Here is a 19,599-nt window from a genome sequence, read left to right on the forward strand (position 1 = left end):
GCTAAATTAAAATCTGAAGTGAGCGAATGCACGGTTAGCTTCAGCCATACGATGCATATCTTCTTTTCTTTTGAATGCGCCACCCTGGTTGTTGAAAGCATCTACAATCTCTGCAGACAGCTTGTCAGACATCGTCTTACCACCTCTCTTACGTGAGAAGATAATAAGGTTCTTCATAGAAATTGATTCTTTACGATCGGGGCGAATTTCAGTAGGTACCTGGAAAGTAGCACCACCTACACGGCGTGACTTCACTTCGACTTGAGGAGTAATATTGTCGAGTGCAGCTTTCCAAATTTCGAGAGCAGACTTTTCTTCGTTAGGCAATTTAGCCTTAACGTTTTCCAGAGCGGAATAGAAAATTTCGAAGGCAGTATTTTTCTTGCCATCATACATTAAATGGTTAACGAATCTCGTAACCTTTACATCACCGAAAACAGGATCCGGGAGGATCTGTCTTTTCTTTGGTTTTGCTTTTCTCATTTTGTTTCAAAAATTTCGTTTTTGTCTTTGGTTGCCTTTTTAATTTTGTCTTCAACGGTTCCGCTGAACCATTTACTCAACCTTATAGCCTATCCAAATAACTCAAACCAGCTTTAATACTTAATTTAAATTCTCAGTTTGAAAGGGTGATTTTTACTTCTTTCCTTTTGCTGGAGCAGCACCTGCTTTAGGACGTTTTGCACCGTATTTAGAACGACGCTGAGTACGACCGTTAACGCCAGCTGTATCCAAGGTACCACGTACAATGTGATAACGTACACCAGGAAGGTCCTTTACACGACCACCACGTACTAATACGATTGAGTGTTCCTGCAGGTTGTGTCCTTCTCCCGGAATGTAAGAGTTTACTTCTTTACCATTTGTCAAACGAACTCTCGCTACTTTACGCATTGCAGAGTTAGGCTTTTTCGGTGTTGTAGTGTAAACACGTACACAAACGCCACGTCTCTGAGGACAAGCATCCAATGCAGGTGATTTACCTTTTACCACCAAAGTTTCCCTTCCTTTTCTAACTAATTGCTGAATTGTAGGCATTTCTTTTTCTTTTTAAACTTTGAATGTGTTATAATTATATTTATCTCTTTTTTCTATTTCAGGCTGCAAAGATACGCATTATTTCCGTATAACCAACGAGTTACGGGTGTTTTTCTACATAATTTGCGCTAAAAACGGTGCAAAGTTACATAATAGTTCCCGTTTGTTTCTGTTATAGAACAGGTGAATTCAAACTATTTATTATTATTTAACAACAAAACCCCGCTGGCTTAAAACCAACGGGGCTTGTCTTGTGTCTGCCTTCTCTCTTCACAGGGATACTAACAGAAGAACTTTATTTTTTTACTTTAGTATTAAAAACTACTTGTTCACCTCTCACAGGCTACTTAATCCAGCAATGCATAAATATGCATACAACCAAACTACGTAGTTCTAATTATTTGATTATTTAAAGAAGGAAAGCTCCTTCTCTAATTCTTATTTCACGATTGCTTTTACAGCAGTTTCGCCTTCGACAGCTACTACAACGATACCAGTAGGAGCATTTACCTCAACATCATTTGATGTAGCGATTGTTTCAGCGACTGTTTGACCCAACAAGTTTGTAATTTTAACAGATTTACCTATTGCGTTCAATACTCTAACAGAACCTTTTGCAGCAATTACACTAACTTCAGATGTTGAAGAAATTGATTCGTTATCTGTTGCAATTTCACCTTCAGCATCCTTCAAGCTAAATACCTGAGCCTGCTTAACAAGTTCGTCTACCTTAGCTTCATCACCGTCATGGCTACCGCCAACTTCTTCTTTAGATTTAGCCAATACAGGAACACCATTTTCAATCTTCACCCAAGCACCCTTGAATGAACCGATACCAGATACACCATCCAGATTAGTTTCCAGTAAGAAATCCTCACCATCATCTGTAATCTTACGTAAAGAGAACAAGCAGTTAGCATGAACATCTTTTGTCAGAGTTGTCGGAACAAGTTTTGTATTATCATTGAAGTCTGCAGGAGCTATTACACCATACTTTTCACTTAAAGAAGCTAAAGTATAACCATTTCCGGCATTTACCTGATAGAATACACCATCTTTGATAACACCTTCCATGAAGGCAAGACGAGTATATACATCATTCCACATGTAAGCATTGTCAGTTGAATCATTCAGATTAACCAAGAAACGTCCATACAAATATCCTTTATAATCAACCGGTTCAAAATGTTCACCTGAACAAGTAGGATTGTATCCGTGTTTATCACACCACTTTCCATCTTCAACAGTACCTGTAGCAACACCCAACATATATTGTGGCATATGTTCACCACCTATTGCATGCAAATACAGAGCTGTTGTGTAATTTTCACCCGGTTTAAAGTCTGTTCCAGTACCTATTCCTAGGAAGTTGAAACCACTCGTTGAATTTTCATACAAACATTCAGTTGAATTACCTTGTCTTTCACGATAGACCTTAACTGTTTTGCCGCTCAAATCATCAACATTTTGATACAAGTTACGAGAAGCATCAATTAATGCGAAAGCGTCGATATCATCAGTTACATAGTTTCTCAAGTTGACAGAAGTCATGTGCTGAACACCATCACCCAATGCAACACGGTGAGCATTTTCTAATACACCTGAAGAAAGAGTACTACCTACAGTGTCAACCAATGTATAATATTCACGTTCCGTATCTACCTGATCATTCTTCAAATAGAATTTAGCGAGTGTTGCATTATTAGCAGCAGCCTGTTCCGGTGTATAAGCTTTATAATAAGATCTCTTAGTACCATCGCTCTGTGTAATTTCGGCCAGATATACATAACACTTATCATTATCTATCAGATTAGCATCTCTGACTTTCAATTTGTAAGCATATTTTTTCAACTGAGATGTTGTAGAATAATTAGTACCGAAATTCGTCGGAGCACCTTCAATCTGTTCTACCTGGAAATAAGTAGAAGAACCATCGGTTGTAGCAACGAAATTCATATCTTTATCTACAGCAACCAAAGCATCTTTACCGCCAGTCAAATTGTCTGTAACATTATATTTCAACTTAAATTCATTATAGGCCAATTCATTACTGCTCAAATGTCTGTAACCATGATAATCACTTGCAATAATTGCTGCAGCGGCAGCGCCATCTTTGTCAACAACAGTAGTAATATCATAACCATCTTTATTATACAGCGATTTCACTGATATATTATCAATAGCAGTATTATAATTATTATCGATGATAAAGACCTTACCTGTAGCATCTTTATAAAGCTGACCTTTGAATACTTCATTTGCAAATTCACGGTTTGCAATCTGTACAGGAGAAGTAGCATCTGCTTCACAACCAATTTGTTGAACATCCCACATTGTGGCAGGCATATAAACAAACTTCTGAGCTTCAGTAGGAACATCATATTGAGTCCAGCCAACCAAATTAGCTACAACATACTTGCCACCAGTCATGATATAGTTCAAACCTTCAGTCAAAGTTGCACGCTGTAACCATTTTGTTGATAAGTCTCTGCCATCAAAGTTAAATTTCGGAGTTGTAACAGAAGTTCCACCATTATTATAAGCAGTCAAAGCTGTTTCATTACCTAATTTAACCAAAGTGACAACAACACTATCTTGAGCTGCATCGCGTAAATCGCTAATAGGTTTATTATCAGCTGCCAAGAACTCTCTTCTGTTGTTATAATATGAGTTATAAGCGATACCTTTGTTTCTCCAAACATATTTGTCACCTATCGAAGCCATAGGAAGAGCATTCAACGGTTCGATAACTAGGCTATCCTCTGACGCATAATAAGTAAACTTATACAAGAAACGAGTAGCAAGGATCGTATCGCTCAATAAAGATGTCGCTTTATCATATGTTCTAAACTTAAGTGGCACATAGTCGTTAAAACCACTTTCCGGTACAGAGTCAACCATCATATACTTAGTTGCATCGGTTTTACTCTGAAGTGCTACATACAGATTCAAGCTGTCAGCACTGTTCAGACCTAATGTATCCTGAGCAAACTGATCAGAAATAGCAGATACGCCAGTTGCAAAAGCCACAGGAGCTTTCAAGAAGGCATCTGCTGAAACAGCCTTAAATTCACCACTGATAAATTCAGAGGCAATTGTAGGATTTGCAGAAGATTTCAATTTAAATGTACCATCGGCATTAAAATCAACCAAAGTGTTTAAAGCCAAAGGATCCAATACAAGCGGAGAAGCCAATCTCGGACGTAATTTCAAAGCATCAGTAATAGCACTTACACCTGTTGCACCAACTACTGTTCTCGGATATTTAACAGCTACTACCTGACCTTTGTCATTCAGCTGCATTACCATAACATGGTCATTGTTTGCACCAAAATAAGCAAACACAGCTGTCGGAGTAGAAATAGCAGCACCATTATTAGTTGCACTGTTATACCACTGCCATTTGTTCTGGCAACCATTCAAAATTGTAGAGTCTTTATCTGCAACACTCAGATTAGCTGTTGCAGAAGCTAATACATTACTGTTATCTGTCTGATCATCAAAAATCAGATCAACACCGGTTTCAGCATTTGTAAATGTAAATTTAGCACCGCTAACACCATCGGCAGCATCTACTTTCACTCTCCACAATGAGTAGTTCAGAGGAGCTTTGCTGATAGAATCCATTTTCAGGTAAAGAGCACCTGTTTCTTTATCACGCAACTGTACCAATACGCTGTCACCTGCTGCATTTGATAATTGATACAAAATGTTACCAGCCGTATAATCTTTAATTTCGGTAACATCAAAAGGATAAGCTGGAGCTTTGTGCAAAGTATCTGCCATCACAAAATGTGAAAGGGTCTTCCATTCATAACCAAAATTGTCCGGCACATTGGCTGAAACAGAATTTTGAATCTGAGCAGAAGCGCCAACTGCTGAACACAACATCGCGCCAACTACTAACGTAGAAAACTTTTTGTTCATAATTCTAAATTTAATATTAATACTAATGTTCGTAATGTTCTGTATTCTGTCGGACATTCAAATGTTAATGACTAGATTAAACGTCCCTTTTTTCTCGTCATTTTTTAGAGTCCATTTTGACTTCGTAATAAAAAACCGCTTTTTTGTACTAGGATTGTTATCTAACTGATAAGAAAGAATATAGGAAAGATAATTTTTACTCAAAAAGGATTGTAGATTTGAAAGGAATGATTACTTTTGTTGACGAGAAAAAAGGGACGTTTAATTCAGTCATCACTTTTCATCATTTTTTCTGCACTTATATTCTGGATATCAGATTATTACTTTCGCATTTTTCTAAATCCACCCAAATGTTAAATTGAAGTATAGATATAGATTAATGTACGTGTACATATATAATAACACAATCAACCTTTCAGGTTTCAGCCAACTTACCACACTGATTGTCAGCCCATAAAACTGAAAGATGGATTAATACCGTTTTACTCTCCGTCAAAGAGCATTTCCTCTCTTTTTGAGGAGAAATGTTAATTTGTCTTTTTTCACCCCCAAAAACGCCTTTTACCCCTGTGCTACCACCAGATACAAATTACCGTTTTCAGTATGTTTCCGTTCAATTCCCAGGGAAGAAAGAAGCTTTCCGAAATTACCTGCCGATACCGAACGCATCGCTGCCGGATTGTGCTTTTTCAATCGCAGGAAAATCTCCGCGGCAGATAACATCAACGCCTTCTCGCCATATCCGGCAGGACGGAAACAAGATTTGAACACCTCCTCTTCCACCGGATGCTTATAAAACGCCTCATTGGCCGTCATGATCTCCACCTCCTCTTCGGAAGTGAACCAATAGCGTTCGCCTGCTGCCAACTCTGCTTTCAGTTGCGCATAAAGCTGGCGATAATCAATGGCAGAACAATCAATTTTATGTTCTATCTCCACACAAAGGAAACGCCGGCTACCGGTCGGGTCGGTCAGTAGCTCTTTCTGGTTGGATGTAGCAATAAAAGAAGCGACGCGAGGCAAGGAACGGTAACTTTTCTGATGTGCCTTACGAATACACGGATCGACCACCTGCATCAGATTCTTCAACAAAGCCATCTTACGGGAAGTGAATTTATCGAACTCATCCATATTGATCAAACCGAACTCAGTCAGTTTGCGTTCGGCTGCAGATTGAGCCGTCAAATCGAAACAATCCGTATAATATCGTTTCAACTCACCGGGCAATAATAATTTACAAAAAGTAGACTTTTGCCGACCTTGCACGCGGCTGACCAACACCGGCGAAACGCTGTTCGAATGCAAGCGGTCTGTTCCCAGCCATTGTGCCGCCATCCCCAGCAACCAACGGCGAAACCCTCTCACCCACAACCCGTCCGATGAGACCCGGCGTGCCAAAGGTATGACCCGGTCTGTCCCGTCCCATTCCGGCAATTCTTCCATAAACAAACGGAACGGATGATATTCAGAAATACTATCCGATAACACATAGCGCGACACATCCCTGTCCCAGCAATCGATTCCGTTTTTTCGCGCTTCGATACAGAAACTGTTTAATTCGCGCTGTCCTACAGGGTGGAAACCAACCGAAGGAACGTTCCGCTTCCTGTATTCCGTCTCTTCCGTCAGCATGTTGAAACGAAAATCATACTGTTCTTCCAAAAACTGCTCCATACAGACCATCATGCCGGTCCCTTTTTGCATAGAACCGTCTTTCTTAAGGGATGTAGTAAGCTGCTTTGAAGATATTTTCTCCGACATAGTTTCCGCCACATCATTTTTCCCGGCAAGCATCCGTCCAATGAACAGACGAAACCATTTTTCAATCATTTTTTTCAGCATATACATATAGATTAATTTAGTTGTTTTCCACGAATATACTACCGTATATCAAGGTTTTACAAATTTACAGGCAACTATTTTCTTACAATCTCATCTACCGGAAAAGTCGGTAACAAGTATTGCAGAAGTCATATAGAACTGTTACTTTTGTAAGGAAACAGTAAGCGTTCGACAATTGTGGGACGAAAGTTTTACAGTTGTCAAATAATCGATCTACAATTGTGAAAAGATCGCTTTATAATTGTCAAACGATAAATAAGTAAGCATTCAGATAGGAATTATTCATTAATACAGTAAGAATATGTCAGCAGAATACGACTTCTAAAAAAATCCCATACCGAAAGGAAGCAATCGAAAACCGCGCTTACACGCCCGTATCGTGCCGAGAGGCACAGTCGACTCAGATATGCTTGCAGAAGAAATACACGATGCCAGCAGCCTGACCACCGGTGATGTGGAAGCAACAATAACCATGCTAAGTAAAATGATTATTCGTAACCTGAAAGAAGGGAACAGGATACATATCAAGGGACTGGGGTATCTTGATATGACTTTGCAATGTCCTGCGATAAAAGATCCGAAGGAGATACGCGCCGAATCCATCCAGTTCAAGTCGGTGGCGTTTCGTCCGGAAATAGGGTTGAAAAAAGAATTGAGCACCACCCGGTTCGTCAGGGCGGTCTATAAAAAGCATTCGAAGAACCGCTCGGCAGCAGAGATAGACGAATTATTGACCCGCTATTACTCTACTCACGAATCGATCGCCCGTCAGGAATTCCAGCAACTCTGCGGATTCACAAAAGGGACAGCCAATCGCCGCCTGGCCGAATTGGTAAAAGAGGGGAAATTGAAGAAAGAAGGGCTACACAAATTCCCGGTTTATGCTCCGGTACCGGGAAATTACAGAAAATAAGGCAAATCAGCCACCCTTCAGCCAAACCGTTTGTTTTACAAGGCTGAAAGGTGGCTGAAACCTGAAAGGACAAACTCCGTATCTACTTACAGTGATTTATTAAAGCCTTCATATTTTACAGTCCACGAACCATCCTGAGGAAAACCCGGTGCCTTCATAGCCGGGCAACCATCCCATCCGCCTGCCATCATAGCGATAGCCGTGAGCAATCCACCGTTTCCGGGGAAATAAGGGAAAGGTGCCCTGCCTCCTCCGACAAGACCATGTTCGTCAAAATCGAAAGCCGGGTAATTCAGCAGGTAATCAATCGCTTTATCCGGATGAGATAAACGAGCCGCACACATGGCGAGCATCGGGAAATCCCATCCCCACGTATCATGCAATTTCCAGGTATTATGAACCTTGGATAATGTCTTGTCCATGACCGGTATATCGACTCCGTCTCCCGGCAGCATGCCATAGGTTCCGATCAATGCCGGATGCTCAAAAGAATATTTGGTCCACATATCCTGAATACCTTCATGGGTCACATATACACCGTCTTCAACCGGCAGCGGAGATAGTTTTTCTTCGACCCGCTTCCAGTTTTCCTCTACCGGAAGTGAAAGACGTTTACGCCATTCGTTAGCTACCCGTAAACCGAATTTCCAATAACTCAGTTCAAAGGCCGGATTCATCGTTTCTTCAGGCTTTGTATTTTCAGAAACGATAAATACAGGAGGACCTAAGACATACTGATCCCGATCTTTCACATAGAAAGCATAATCGGCCATAAAATCAGCCGTACCGAAAATAACCTGTTTCCATTTCTCCAGGGTTTCCCGGGTAGGATGCAATCTATAATCCAACTCTGCAAAATAAATCGGATGAGGTTGTTGCCAGATCAGTGTCGCATGGATCAGGTTAGGCCATTCACGATCGAAATCTGCCGTACATTTCGGCCAACGGGCACCCTGATAACCCTGTCTTTTAGCCCTCTCTACAGAAGTCGGCAAATAATCGCGGTAAACGGAAAGCGATTTATCCAGCAAGTCCCAACGGTTCCATAACGCATAATGGACACCATGCCACCAAATCATTTCAAAATGGAAACGACCGTACCAACCGTTATTGACCAGTCCGCTTTCCTGAGGAGGAAGCGAACCTGCCTCATTTATCTTCATTACGAACTGGGACAATACGATCCTTCTCTCCAATTCTTTCCAGCGGGGATCTTTACTGGCGGACAGGTCGATTGCCGCTCCCGACTCCCAGAAAGATTTCCAACCTGCAGTACTTTCTCCGAATATCCGGTCAGCCGCCGGAGCTCCTTTTTCCTCTTCACGGGAATAAAGACAGGAAAAGTCCAGACGGTCGGTATTTTCGGGGCAGAGTTCAAAATGATGGGGAGTATCCCCGGCTTCCTGTTGCAGGCGGGCCGGAGATGTCCATCTCAGTGTAGTATAATAATGGGTGTCGTCGATCTGCCTGGCAATCAGTACACGGTCCTTCGCTTGTTCTTTAAGAACGGTCTGATGCCTCTCCGCTTGGTCGTTGGTTCCCAAATAGTCCTGAAACTCGGATTTTACGGGATACGGAAATTCAAGAAATACGGTCAATTGCCCTTTACGGATCAGAGGACTTTCCACAGAAACACCTACCGCATCCGATGTCGGATGACAAGCTGTTTTGACTGAAACGGGAATGCCATCCAACTTAAACTGACTGTGAATAATGCCTGTCCACAAGTCCACCTCCTGGCGGGTATCCGACAGATCGGCTTCAGTCACCGCCGTTCCATCCGGCTTTGTCAGTTTCAACCCGATACGTCCGAGGTTAAAACGGTGCGGATTTCCTGCCAGCCACGCCGAAAGTTCCGGTTGTTCGGGATTTGGAAGTTCATAAGGGACATCCCTTCCATGCGTATCCATCGTAAGCCTTTTAAAATCCTCCACCTTACACCCCTCCGGCAAAGGAAAACTATGCCAACTCCACTGCGACATCGTATTGAAAGGAACAAAAGTCTGTAACCCGGTAATATCCACAGAAAAGGCAAACTCTCCGTTACCTACCTGAGCCGGACTCCGGGGATCGGTCTTCGTTGTCACGATACGATGCCTGTCAACAACAGCCTTGCGGTCGATCTTCATCTGACCGCTTATGCCTGCACTTGCAAACAAAACACAAATAAGAACACTAATCAGTTTTTTCATTGAGAATTAATTTAATAATAAGTCGGATTTATACTAGTTACACCTACTTCATCAAATTATGCATCGGATACTTTCCGAATATATATAAAAGAACTCACTCATCCCCTGAAATATCAGACAAGCAATATACTATATTATTTAGTTATCTGAACCGTTTCTCCAATTCTTCGTCGGTCAGCAGGGAAATGATCGTCTTTCCATCCGGTGTCAGATTGGAGTCAGGACAGGAGAATAAGGTAGCGATCAGATGATCCATTTCATCTGCCGACAAGCTTTTACCCGGACGTATGGCGGCTGCTTTAGCCAGAGACAATGCGATTGATTCGCAAATCTCTTCATGCACCTCACAACCGGTCTCGATCGCCCGGTTCACAATATCCTTTATCAGCACCACCTGATCCACATTTTCCAATCCGGACGGCAATCCGTTAACTGCATAGCTGTTATTTCCCAGGTTTGACAATTCAAAACCGATAAAACGCATATCCTCCAGCAAAGCGGGTAATACGGCTGCTTCAGCTGCTGTAAATTCGATTATTTCCGGGAAAAGTACTTGCTGAGATGCCCCTTTCTGCTGCCGCATATTATTCAGATACTGGTCGAACAAAATACGGACATGTGCCCGGTACTGATCGATCAAGGCCAATCCAGACTTTAACGAAGTAATGATGTAACGGCCTTTGTACTGGTAACAAGGAGTAATCGTGTCGGCAAACAAGGCCTCGCCACCTGAAGACGGCTGAACCGGTTCCGGCATAGCATTTGCCTCTGTATCGATCACCTCTCCCATCATCTCCAGATCTTTACGCACGGCATCCCGATCACTCTCAAAACCCTGGTAGAGTTGGGACCAGTCGAACTCCGACTTCCGGGAAGACGAAGAGGACGAAGCCGATGACGATGAAGGAGAATAAGAAGACGGAGTAGCCGTCGACTTGAACGGGTTATATCCCGAATCGAGCTGCACGGTAGGAGCTTTAAAGCTATCAGTCTCCTTGATAGGATTATAGACAGGAATATCTATCGCATCTTCCACGTCAAAATCAATGGTAGGAATAGCACTCGATTTGGCAAGTGCCTCACGGGTGGCCGCCATCAGGATCTGCCAGATAGGCTGCTCATTTTCAAATTTAATCTCGGTTTTGGTCGGATGGATATTTACATCGATCGTAGAAGGATCAAGCGTGAAATAGATAAAATAGTTGGGTTGTTCGCCGGGAGGGATCAACTGTTCATAAGCCTGCATAACAGCCTTATGGAAATAGGGATGCTTCATGAAGCGACCGTTCACAAAAAAGTATTGCAGCGCCCCCCGCTTCTTGGCGGAATCGGGACGGCCTACGAAACCGGAAATAGTAACCAGCGAGCTTTGTGCATCCACAGAAAGCAACTTCTGGTTCAGGTTTTTGCCATATACATTGATGATACGCTGGCGCAGACCTGACTCCGGCAAATTAAATATTTCCGTATCATTATGGTTCAGTACCAAACCAACCTGCGGATTGACCAACGCGATCCGTTCGAATTCGTTGATAATATTGCGAAACTCCGTCTCATTCGATTTCAGGAATTTACGGCGGGCTGGTACATTAAAAAACAGATTCTTGATCGAAAAGATACTACCCTCGGTACAGGCATCCGGCTCTATATCCTCCAGGGTAGATCCGGCGATAGATAGTTTCGTGCCCAGTTCAGTTCCTTTCAGACGTGTACGCAATTCCACATGGGCTACCGCAGCAATAGAAGCCAATGCTTCTCCGCGAAATCCCATGGTATGAAGAGAAAAGAGGTCTTCGGCCGAAGATATCTTGGAAGTCGCATGCCGTTCGAACGCCATACGGGCATCCGTTTCGGACATACCTTTCCCGTCATCGACCACCTGGATCAATGTACGGCCGGCATCTTTTATGTTCACCTGGATATGACCGGCACCTGCGTCGATCGCATTCTCAACCAGCTCCTTTACGACGGAAGCAGGACGCTGAATAACTTCACCGGCCGCTATCTGGTTGGCTATACTATCGGGGAGTAAATGAATTATATCGCTCATGACCAAAATAAAAACCAAAGTAATGCCCCGAGGATAGCAATGGCTAAGACCAGTTTAACACTCTTATATTTACGGCTTCGTGCATCGTCGCCTCTGTCAAGGCTTTTTTTCAGATGGGAAGTACCTTCAACGAAAGTACCTTTAATCTGCGGCTTATAATCTTCCAGCGGTTCCTCCATTCCCATCTCGCGCTTAATTTTACGCATGCGTTCCTCCATCGCCTCTTTATGGGGATCCCAATAGATCGGCTTATGATTGAACTGCCGGGGCTTACGTGTATTATAAAATGAGAAAAGTGCCATGACTTAATAAATTTAATAATTAATGCTATTGCTCATGTTTAAACTTATTGCTTCGAACCGGGGCGTCTTCAACCTTCTTTCTCATCACCTGATAAATATCATCTTTGTTTTTCGGACGCAGGTAATCAAACCAATAAAAATCCTTCAGCGTTTTCTGTTCCGGCTTTAAGTCGGGTATCGGGGTAAGACTTCCCTGCGGACTGGGCCATATCTTCAACCGCTCAAGCGCATTCTCTTTCACCCAGATTGTCAGGAATCCGCTCTTGGTCTCATTCAAACCGATCATCGCCCCATTATCCAGCGGGTAGAAGATAGATTCCGCATTCCCTTCGACATCGATCTGCCGGACAGCCTGACCTTCAAAATAAGCTTTCAGGTCATTTCCTTTCAATTGATTATAATAAGACGAATCGAGATGCTGCACCGCAAACGCATACTGGATCACATGTGCATAATCGATCGTACTGTCATTCATATAAATAACGATCGTATCGCCGGATATCTGATATTGCTCATTCCATAGAATCGGATCCTTATACATATATAATATAGAATCACGCGAATTAAATTGCATGGAATCACAAACACCTTGCATATCGGTACGATAAAAACGTACACCATAAAAAGCTTTTATCTCACGGGCGGTCGAATCGATCGTCATCATCTCGAGTGTATCGGCATGCAGATACAATGTATCTCCCTGTGAATATTCCAGGAAACGTGCACTGTCGGTAGCAAAAGCATACTCCGTCCGTTCATTATAAAAACCGTACTGGCCCTCCAGCGTCACTTTCTGGGCCGTATCACGCAGACACATATTCCCGAATGCCTCACCAAAACCGGCATCCTTATCATACGAAATAGAATCACCGATCAGGACCCTGTTGCCCGAATAGACTTCAGACTGGTCCAACAACAAAGCGGTATTCGTCTCCGTATTATACCATCCACGGGAAGAATGGATCGTTCCGCTGTCGGATACAATAATGGAAGGTCCCAATATAGTTGCGATCTTCGACTCCGTATCGTAATGAAGCGTATCCGAATAAAGCGTGAAATTCGGATTTTCCAGACGTACGCTATCATTAAAAATAGCCAGCTTCGTTCCCGGAGAATATTGTCCGTAGAAAGAAGACAACTGGTTCAGGGAGTCAACGATCAGACCTCCGTCGAAATAATAACCGATATCAGGAATACGTTCATAGTTCAAGCTATCGGTAAAAAGCGTCACCTGCCCGTTCTCCATACGAACATTTTCCCGCAGATAAGCGATCTGCGTATTCCCGTCATAAAACAGGTAATTTCCATACACGAACAAGGTATCCCCCTGCTCCATCCGCACATTGCTGAAAGCTTCCAACGAGTTGGTCGTCTCAAAAAAGTAAGCACTGTCGCAATACATGTATGAACTGTCATGCCGGAAAACGACATCTCCCCGCAAAAACTGGGCATCCGCCTTGACTTCCTTATCAAAAGACAAGGTGTTGGCATGGATCAGATACACCAATGTTTTTTGAGGTGTAACCGTATCGGCGGTAAGTGTCTCTCCCTGACGGGAGATAGTATCCTGTTTCATTACAGGCTGTATCTTTTTCTGCGGTTCAACAGTCGCAGTATCCACCTTAACGGGGATCGTATCCTGTTTAACGACCTTAGCTTTAGCAGATACCGAATCCTGCCTGACGAGAATAGAATCCTGCGTTTGTGCAAATACACAAACCGTCAGCAGACAGAATAGTCCTGTAAGAAAAAACTTGTTTACAATTTTCATTCTTTCACCCAACCCGGATACTTGAAATCGCAATTACGCCATCCTTCGGCAATACGTACATAGGTTGACTTTTGCTTTTTCTTGATCCACTCGTCCAATAACTCTTCTCTTTTCTGTTGTTCCACCAAATTCTTCATTGCCTGGAAGTCATCAGAAAGATTTGCCTTATGCTGTTCTGTACGGGATTTCAGTTTCACGATAGCAACCACTTCCTTTTGTTTGTCGGTAATCATGGTAAATGGCTTGGAGATGTCACCCACCTGCATATCATATACAATCTTACCTACTTCCTGGGGAAGTTCCTGCATTTCAAACTTCGGAGTACCGTAATTATTTCCTTCATGGTTCTGATTAACCATCAATCCCTTGTTGTTACGGGTGTCTTTATCATAGGAAACGAATGTAGCGGCTTCCTCGAACGAGAATTTGTCGGCTTTCAGATCCGTATACAGGGAATCCATACGCACTGTGGCCTCTGTCAGTTCCTTTTCAGATACTTTCGGCCTTAACAGAATATGGCGGCAATTGATACGGTTACCACGTTTTTCGATCAACTGGATGATATGGTATCCATATTCAGTCTGAACGACTTGCGACACACGTTTCGGGTCAGACAGGTTGAATGCCACATTTGCAAACTCGGGCACCAGGTCTGTCTTACTCATAAATCCCATTTCACCACCACGGGGTGCAGAGGCAGGGTCTTCCGAATATAAACGGGCCAATGTGGAAAACTCCATCTTACCGCTATTGATCTGTTCAGTAAAATCGCGCAGACGGGCTTTGATGGCATCGGTTACATCGAACGGAATCTTCGGTTCAAACGTAATGATCTGCACTTCCACCGTTGTCGGGATAGTCGGCAGGCTGTCTTTCGCCAACTGGTTATAGAACTTACGGATCTCGGAAGGAGTCAGTTTGATCTCACCGATCAGGTTACGCTGCATTTCCGATACGATCTGCTGTTCGCGGAACTGTTCCTTTTGCTCGTCTCTGATCTGCGAAACCTTCTTTCCGTAATATTCCTCTAGCTTTTCCCTCGATCCGATCTGGTTGATCGCCCAGTTTATCCACTGGTCGGCCTGTTGTATCACCTGGCTTTCACTGGCCTCGATACTATCGATCTTCGCCTGGTTCAGGTACAATTTCTGTATTGCCATCTGCTCAGGAATCGCACAATAGGGATCGCCATCCAGACGCTGTCCTTCGTTCTGCATAAACAAACGTCTCGCTTCTACGTCCGAACGTAAAATAGCATCATCTCCTACCACCCACACTATCTCATCAATCACATTATCCTTATCCTGTGCCATTGCCACACAAGATAAGCAGGCAAGAAAGAATACAGTTAAAATCTTTTTCATCATATTACCTTTATAAGTTACAAATTACGGTTCCGTATAAAACTTTACATCACCTCCTCTGATTCCATCTTTATATAACTCTTCTTCAAACGTCTTCAAAAAATCCACTTTCCGCTGATTGATCAACATCTCTGTGATCTGCGAACTTGCATAATCATACGGAGCCACACTCCCTTCCGAAAGATACTCCTTGATATTCAGCAGATAGCAATAACTACTATCGGCCACTTCCACGAACTTGTTCGCCTTCAGATAAGCATTCGGATTGGATACATGAACGGGGATATTATCCATCACCTCGTCAAAATCCACCCATTTGTCGTAAAAGTAGTCATAAATAGCGGCATTCTGCACACTATACTTCTCAATTTTTTCCAAAGAAGCCTCAGAAGTCGATTTGTACCACCCCTTTACATCCGATAAACCGGGAGCATCCACCGGTATTTTCAGGAAAAGTCCTTTGATCAGGGCTTTGTCGAGTGTAAACTTTTTCTGATTCTCTTCATAATAGTTCAGCTTATCGCTTTCGCGGATATCAGCCGACAACTTTTCTTTGATCAGGCGCTCCTGATACCGGTAACGGACCAGCGAATGGCGGTATTCTTCTACCAGCTTGTCGACCTCTTCCTTTTCGTTTCCCAGGTTCCGCTGGGCAACTTCGTAAACCAGTGCATCCTTGACCCACTTTTTTACAAAGCTTTCGGCTAACAACAAACTATCCGCAGAGGACGCCCCCCGCGGAATCAGACTAACCACTTCCGAACGTTTCAACGTCCGGTCCTTCACTCTTACCAGCACATCCGCATCATCGGTAGGCTGGGTCCGTTTACAAGAACACAGCAAAGATACGAATGCTATAAAAATGAAGCAATACTTCATAACCTTCTCTTTCTTATTTCTTTAGTTTTTTCAACAATTTCCAATTAATCGTAACAGGATATTCCTTGTTCAACTCCTTCAACCAGGCTTTTTCCAACTCAAGTTGCTCGGCGGCAGGTTTACTCCAGACTTGCCGGTTACTGATATTGAACAACAGGATGCCATCACGATATTCCTGCATGAGATGTGTAAATTCAGGATGCTTCGTGATAAGATTTTTGCGTTCTGACGTAGTTACAATATCGCGTACGAACAAATCGAATACCTCCTGCATAAAATCACCGGCATACGTTTTTGTCGAGAACGGACAACGCTGGATATAATAGGCAAATTCGCTCTGCGGAAAATCCGTATCCACCAGATGGATCAGCGTCTTATTCATATCCTTAGCCTTTTCATAGAATTCCTTATCGGTCGGAAAATGATCATTGCACAAAGCAACCAGTTCGTCATAAGCTTCCGGATAGAATACATACCCGTATTCTTTTTTCATCCGTTCGTCGAACGCCTTATAATATTCAAAATTACGTTCTCCCTGTGCCATCAGACGTGACCAGGATTTTTTCTTTTCTTCAAAAGAGGGTATTCCGCTTTTGCCGATCAGTTTGATGATATGATAGCCGAAACGTGTTTTAACAGGTTTAGACAACTCGCCCGGAGTATTCAGAGCAAAGGCGGCTTTCTCAAACGGTTCGACCATCTCTCCGACACCGAACCAGGGTAATTCTCCCCCCTTCCGTGCAGAAGCACCATCCGAAGAATTTTCCTCTGCCAGCTCCCCGAAATCAGCACCATTCTGTACTTTCTGATAAACCTCTTCAGCCAGAGCAAGCGTTTCGCTATCGCTACGGGTGACAGAGTCTTTCTGGAACGGGATCAGAATATGGGCAACGTGGCGCATTCCGGGATTGGGTTTGCGGCTATGTAATTTGATGATATGAAATCCCAAAGTAGTACGAACGGGCATGGATAACTCACCCGGCTTCATAGCGTATGCCTGATTTTCAAATGCTTTTATCGTCTGCATAGGCAACAGGCAACGCGCATACTCGTACCCGGTCTGCTTTGTTGAATCCAGCTTGGTAAGTTCCTGGCCGACAGCGGCTATATCTTCTCCGTTTTTTATACGTTCATAAGCCTTCATCGCCCTCTCGTAAACGGCAACCGTATCTTTCGAAACCGTTTTCTCGGGCAGACGAAAGAGAATGTGGCTTAATTCCAGCACCTCTCCCAGGCGATCGTATTCTGCACGGACAGCAGCATCTTCCCCTTCCTTATCCGATAAGTAACTCGATGTCAACTGAGCGCGGTATCCTTCCAGCTCGTCGGTAAACTCTTTCGTTTTGTCGAGACCTTCTGCTTCTGCAGCTGCCACTTTCAATTTGAAGTTCTTATATAACTCCACATAATTTTCCAACGATTTACGATCAGATAAATTAACTTCACCATTCTTCCGCGCCATAAAAACAAATTCGTCCAAGAGAACCTGTTTTCCTGCCACAGTCATTACTACAGAGTCGGCCTTATTAGCGGCTTCTCCGGTTAAACAAGCGAATAATAAAGATAATACAAGTAACTTTTTCATCAAAAATCCGTTTATCATACTACGTACACATTACAAAAATAACACTAATCTAACGGATAGCATCCCCAAAAAGTATGCTACCCTATTAAATTAGTGTTTTTTATATAACGGCATTTATGCGCATTTATTATTCACCACGGCTATAATTAGGCGCTTCCTGCGTAATTGCTACGTCATGCGGATGGCTTTCCTGTACACCGGCATTGGTGATACGGGTAAACTTGGCCTGATGCAGTGCTTCAATATTATGAGCTCCGCAATATCCCATCCCGGCACGTAAACCACCGACCATCTGGTAGATAACCTCGAACAAAGAACCTTTATAAGGCACACGGGCTGCAATACCTTCCGGAACCAGCTTCTTCACATCATCTTCCACATCCTGGAAATAACGGTCTTTCGATCCTTTCTGCATAGCTTCCAGCGATCCCATACCGCGGTATGATTTGAATTTACGTCCGTTGAATATGATTGTTTCACCCGGCGATTCTTCCACTCCGGCCAACAACGATCCCATCATAACGGATGATCCGCCGGCAGCGATCGCCTTCACGATATCACCCGAATAACGAAGTCCGCCATCAGCAATCAAAGGAATACCTGTCCCTTTCAACGCTTTCGCTACATCATAGATAGCCGATAACTGCGGTACGCCGACTCCGGCAATAACACGGGTCGTACAGATAGAACCCGGTCCGATACCCACTTTAACGGCGTCAGCACCGGCATCCGCCAGGTATCTTGCAGCATCGCCTGTCGCGATATTACCTACCACACAATCAATACCCGGGTATTGGGCTTTGATCTGTTTCAGTACATCGACCACTCCTTTCGAATGTCCGTGCGCCGTATCGATTACCAGGGCATCTGCACCGGCTTCAACCAAAGCGGCAACACGTTCAAAAGTATTGAACGTCACACCGACTCCGGCTGCGACACGCAAACGTCCTTTAGTATCTTTACAGGCAGACGGTTTATCTTTTGCTTTTGTAATATCTTTATAAGTGACCAGGCCGATCAGTTTATTATGACTGTCCACCACCGGCAACTTTTCGATCTTGTGCTCCTGAAGTATCTGAGCTGCAGCCTCCAGATCCGTCGACTGGTCTGTTACCACCAGGTTTTCCTTCGTCATCACCTCATCGATCGAACGGTTCATGTCTCTTTCAAAACGAAGGTCACGGTTGGTCACGATACCTACCAGGTAACCGCCTTCATCCACAACAGGTATACCACCGATCTTATATTCCGCCATCATGGCCAACGCATCGGCCACACGTTTTCCTTTCGTGATCGTTACGGGATCATAGATCATCCCGTTCTCCGCACGTTTAACGCTTTGAACCTGCTTTGCCTGTTCAGCGATCGTCATGTTCTTATGAATTACACCGATACCACCTTCACGGGCAATAGCAATAGCCATTTTTGCCTCGGTAACCGTATCCATGGCCGCCGATACCATCGGGATATTCAATGTAATGTTTCGTGAAAACTTTGTCGTGAGATCGACATTTCGTGGAAGAACTTCTGAGTAAGCAGGGATCAACAATACATCATCGAATGTTAATCCGTCCATAACTAACCTGTCTGCAATAAATGACATAAAACGTATGCTTTAAAAATTATTGCGCGCAAATATACGATTTTTCCGGGAACTATGCAACGATTAAAAAAATCCTTTCGAAAGAAAATTAAAAAGGCCCCTTCCCTTTTGTTTGCGGGAAGGAACCTTTTTA

13 protein-coding genes are annotated in these 19,599 nt (G+C 43.3%); 1 reads left to right on the forward strand and 12 read right to left on the reverse strand.

Translation table 11 applies throughout. The features are described from left to right. Positions 1-6: 6 nt before the first annotated feature. The 4 genes from rpsG to DWX23_RS17385 form a co-directional block, all read right to left on the reverse strand. Positions 7-483, reverse strand: a complete 477-nt coding sequence (gene rpsG, locus DWX23_RS17370) for a 30S ribosomal protein S7 (protein WP_028730651.1) — start codon at positions 481-483, stop codon at positions 7-9. A 153-nt stretch (positions 484-636) separates the two neighbouring features. Continuing rightward, entirely contained in the window at positions 637-1,038 is a 402-nt protein-coding gene (rpsL, locus tag DWX23_RS17375; RefSeq protein WP_009859549.1) for a 30S ribosomal protein S12, read from the reverse strand. A 438-nt stretch (positions 1,039-1,476) separates the two neighbouring features. Then, positions 1,477-4,965, reverse strand: coding sequence for a DUF6383 domain-containing protein (locus tag DWX23_RS17380; RefSeq protein WP_147382551.1), 3,489 nt, complete (start codon positions 4,963-4,965; stop codon positions 1,477-1,479). Between the two features lie 561 nt (positions 4,966-5,526). Continuing rightward, a complete protein-coding gene (locus DWX23_RS17385) occupies positions 5,527-6,807 on the reverse strand; it encodes a VapE domain-containing protein (protein ID WP_233587650.1) in 1,281 nt (426 codons plus the stop codon). 334 nt (positions 6,808-7,141) lie between these two features. On the opposite strand from DWX23_RS17385, the gene DWX23_RS17390 reads away from it, so the two are divergent. Continuing rightward, positions 7,142-7,720, forward strand: a complete 579-nt coding sequence (locus DWX23_RS17390; RefSeq protein WP_255419760.1) for an HU family DNA-binding protein — start codon at positions 7,142-7,144, stop codon at positions 7,718-7,720. Between the two features lie 86 nt (positions 7,721-7,806). On the opposite strand, the gene DWX23_RS17395 is transcribed toward DWX23_RS17390, so the two are convergent. The 8 genes from DWX23_RS17395 to guaB all read right to left on the reverse strand — a co-directional run bounded on the left by DWX23_RS17395 (position 7,807) and on the right by guaB (position 19,466). Beyond that, entirely contained in the window at positions 7,807-9,912 is a 2,106-nt protein-coding gene (locus DWX23_RS17395; protein ID WP_122375393.1) for a hypothetical protein, read from the reverse strand. 142 nt (positions 9,913-10,054) lie between these two features. After that, on the reverse strand, positions 10,055-11,962 hold the full coding sequence (mutL, locus tag DWX23_RS17400) for a DNA mismatch repair endonuclease MutL (RefSeq protein ID WP_122375456.1): 1,908 nt from the start codon (positions 11,960-11,962) through the stop codon (positions 10,055-10,057). Then, positions 11,959-12,264, reverse strand: a complete 306-nt coding sequence (locus tag DWX23_RS17405) for a hypothetical protein (RefSeq protein WP_122375394.1) — start codon at positions 12,262-12,264, stop codon at positions 11,959-11,961. The genes mutL and DWX23_RS17405 overlap by 4 nt, the downstream gene beginning before the upstream one ends. Before the next feature lie 25 nt (positions 12,265-12,289). Then, positions 12,290-14,035, reverse strand: coding sequence for an OstA-like protein (locus DWX23_RS17410; protein ID WP_122375395.1), 1,746 nt, complete (start codon positions 14,033-14,035; stop codon positions 12,290-12,292). Next, positions 14,032-15,402, reverse strand: coding sequence for a peptidylprolyl isomerase (locus tag DWX23_RS17415; protein ID WP_122375396.1), 1,371 nt, complete (start codon positions 15,400-15,402; stop codon positions 14,032-14,034). The genes DWX23_RS17410 and DWX23_RS17415 overlap by 4 nt, the downstream gene beginning before the upstream one ends. A gap of 21 nt (positions 15,403-15,423) precedes the next feature. Beyond that, positions 15,424-16,278, reverse strand: coding sequence for a peptidyl-prolyl cis-trans isomerase (locus tag DWX23_RS17420; RefSeq protein WP_122354275.1), 855 nt, complete (start codon positions 16,276-16,278; stop codon positions 15,424-15,426). A 13-nt stretch (positions 16,279-16,291) separates the two neighbouring features. Beyond that, on the reverse strand, positions 16,292-17,881 hold the full coding sequence (locus DWX23_RS17425; protein WP_122375397.1) for a peptidylprolyl isomerase: 1,590 nt from the start codon (positions 17,879-17,881) through the stop codon (positions 16,292-16,294). 109 nt (positions 17,882-17,990) lie between these two features. Next, complete coding sequence (gene guaB / locus DWX23_RS17430) at positions 17,991-19,466, reverse strand: IMP dehydrogenase (protein ID WP_122354273.1); 1,476 nt, start codon at positions 19,464-19,466, stop codon at positions 17,991-17,993. Positions 19,467-19,599 lie beyond the last annotated feature (133 nt).

The organism is Parabacteroides sp. AF18-52 (genome assembly GCF_003479145.1).
Lineage (GTDB): Bacteria > Bacteroidota > Bacteroidia > Bacteroidales > Tannerellaceae > Parabacteroides > Parabacteroides faecis.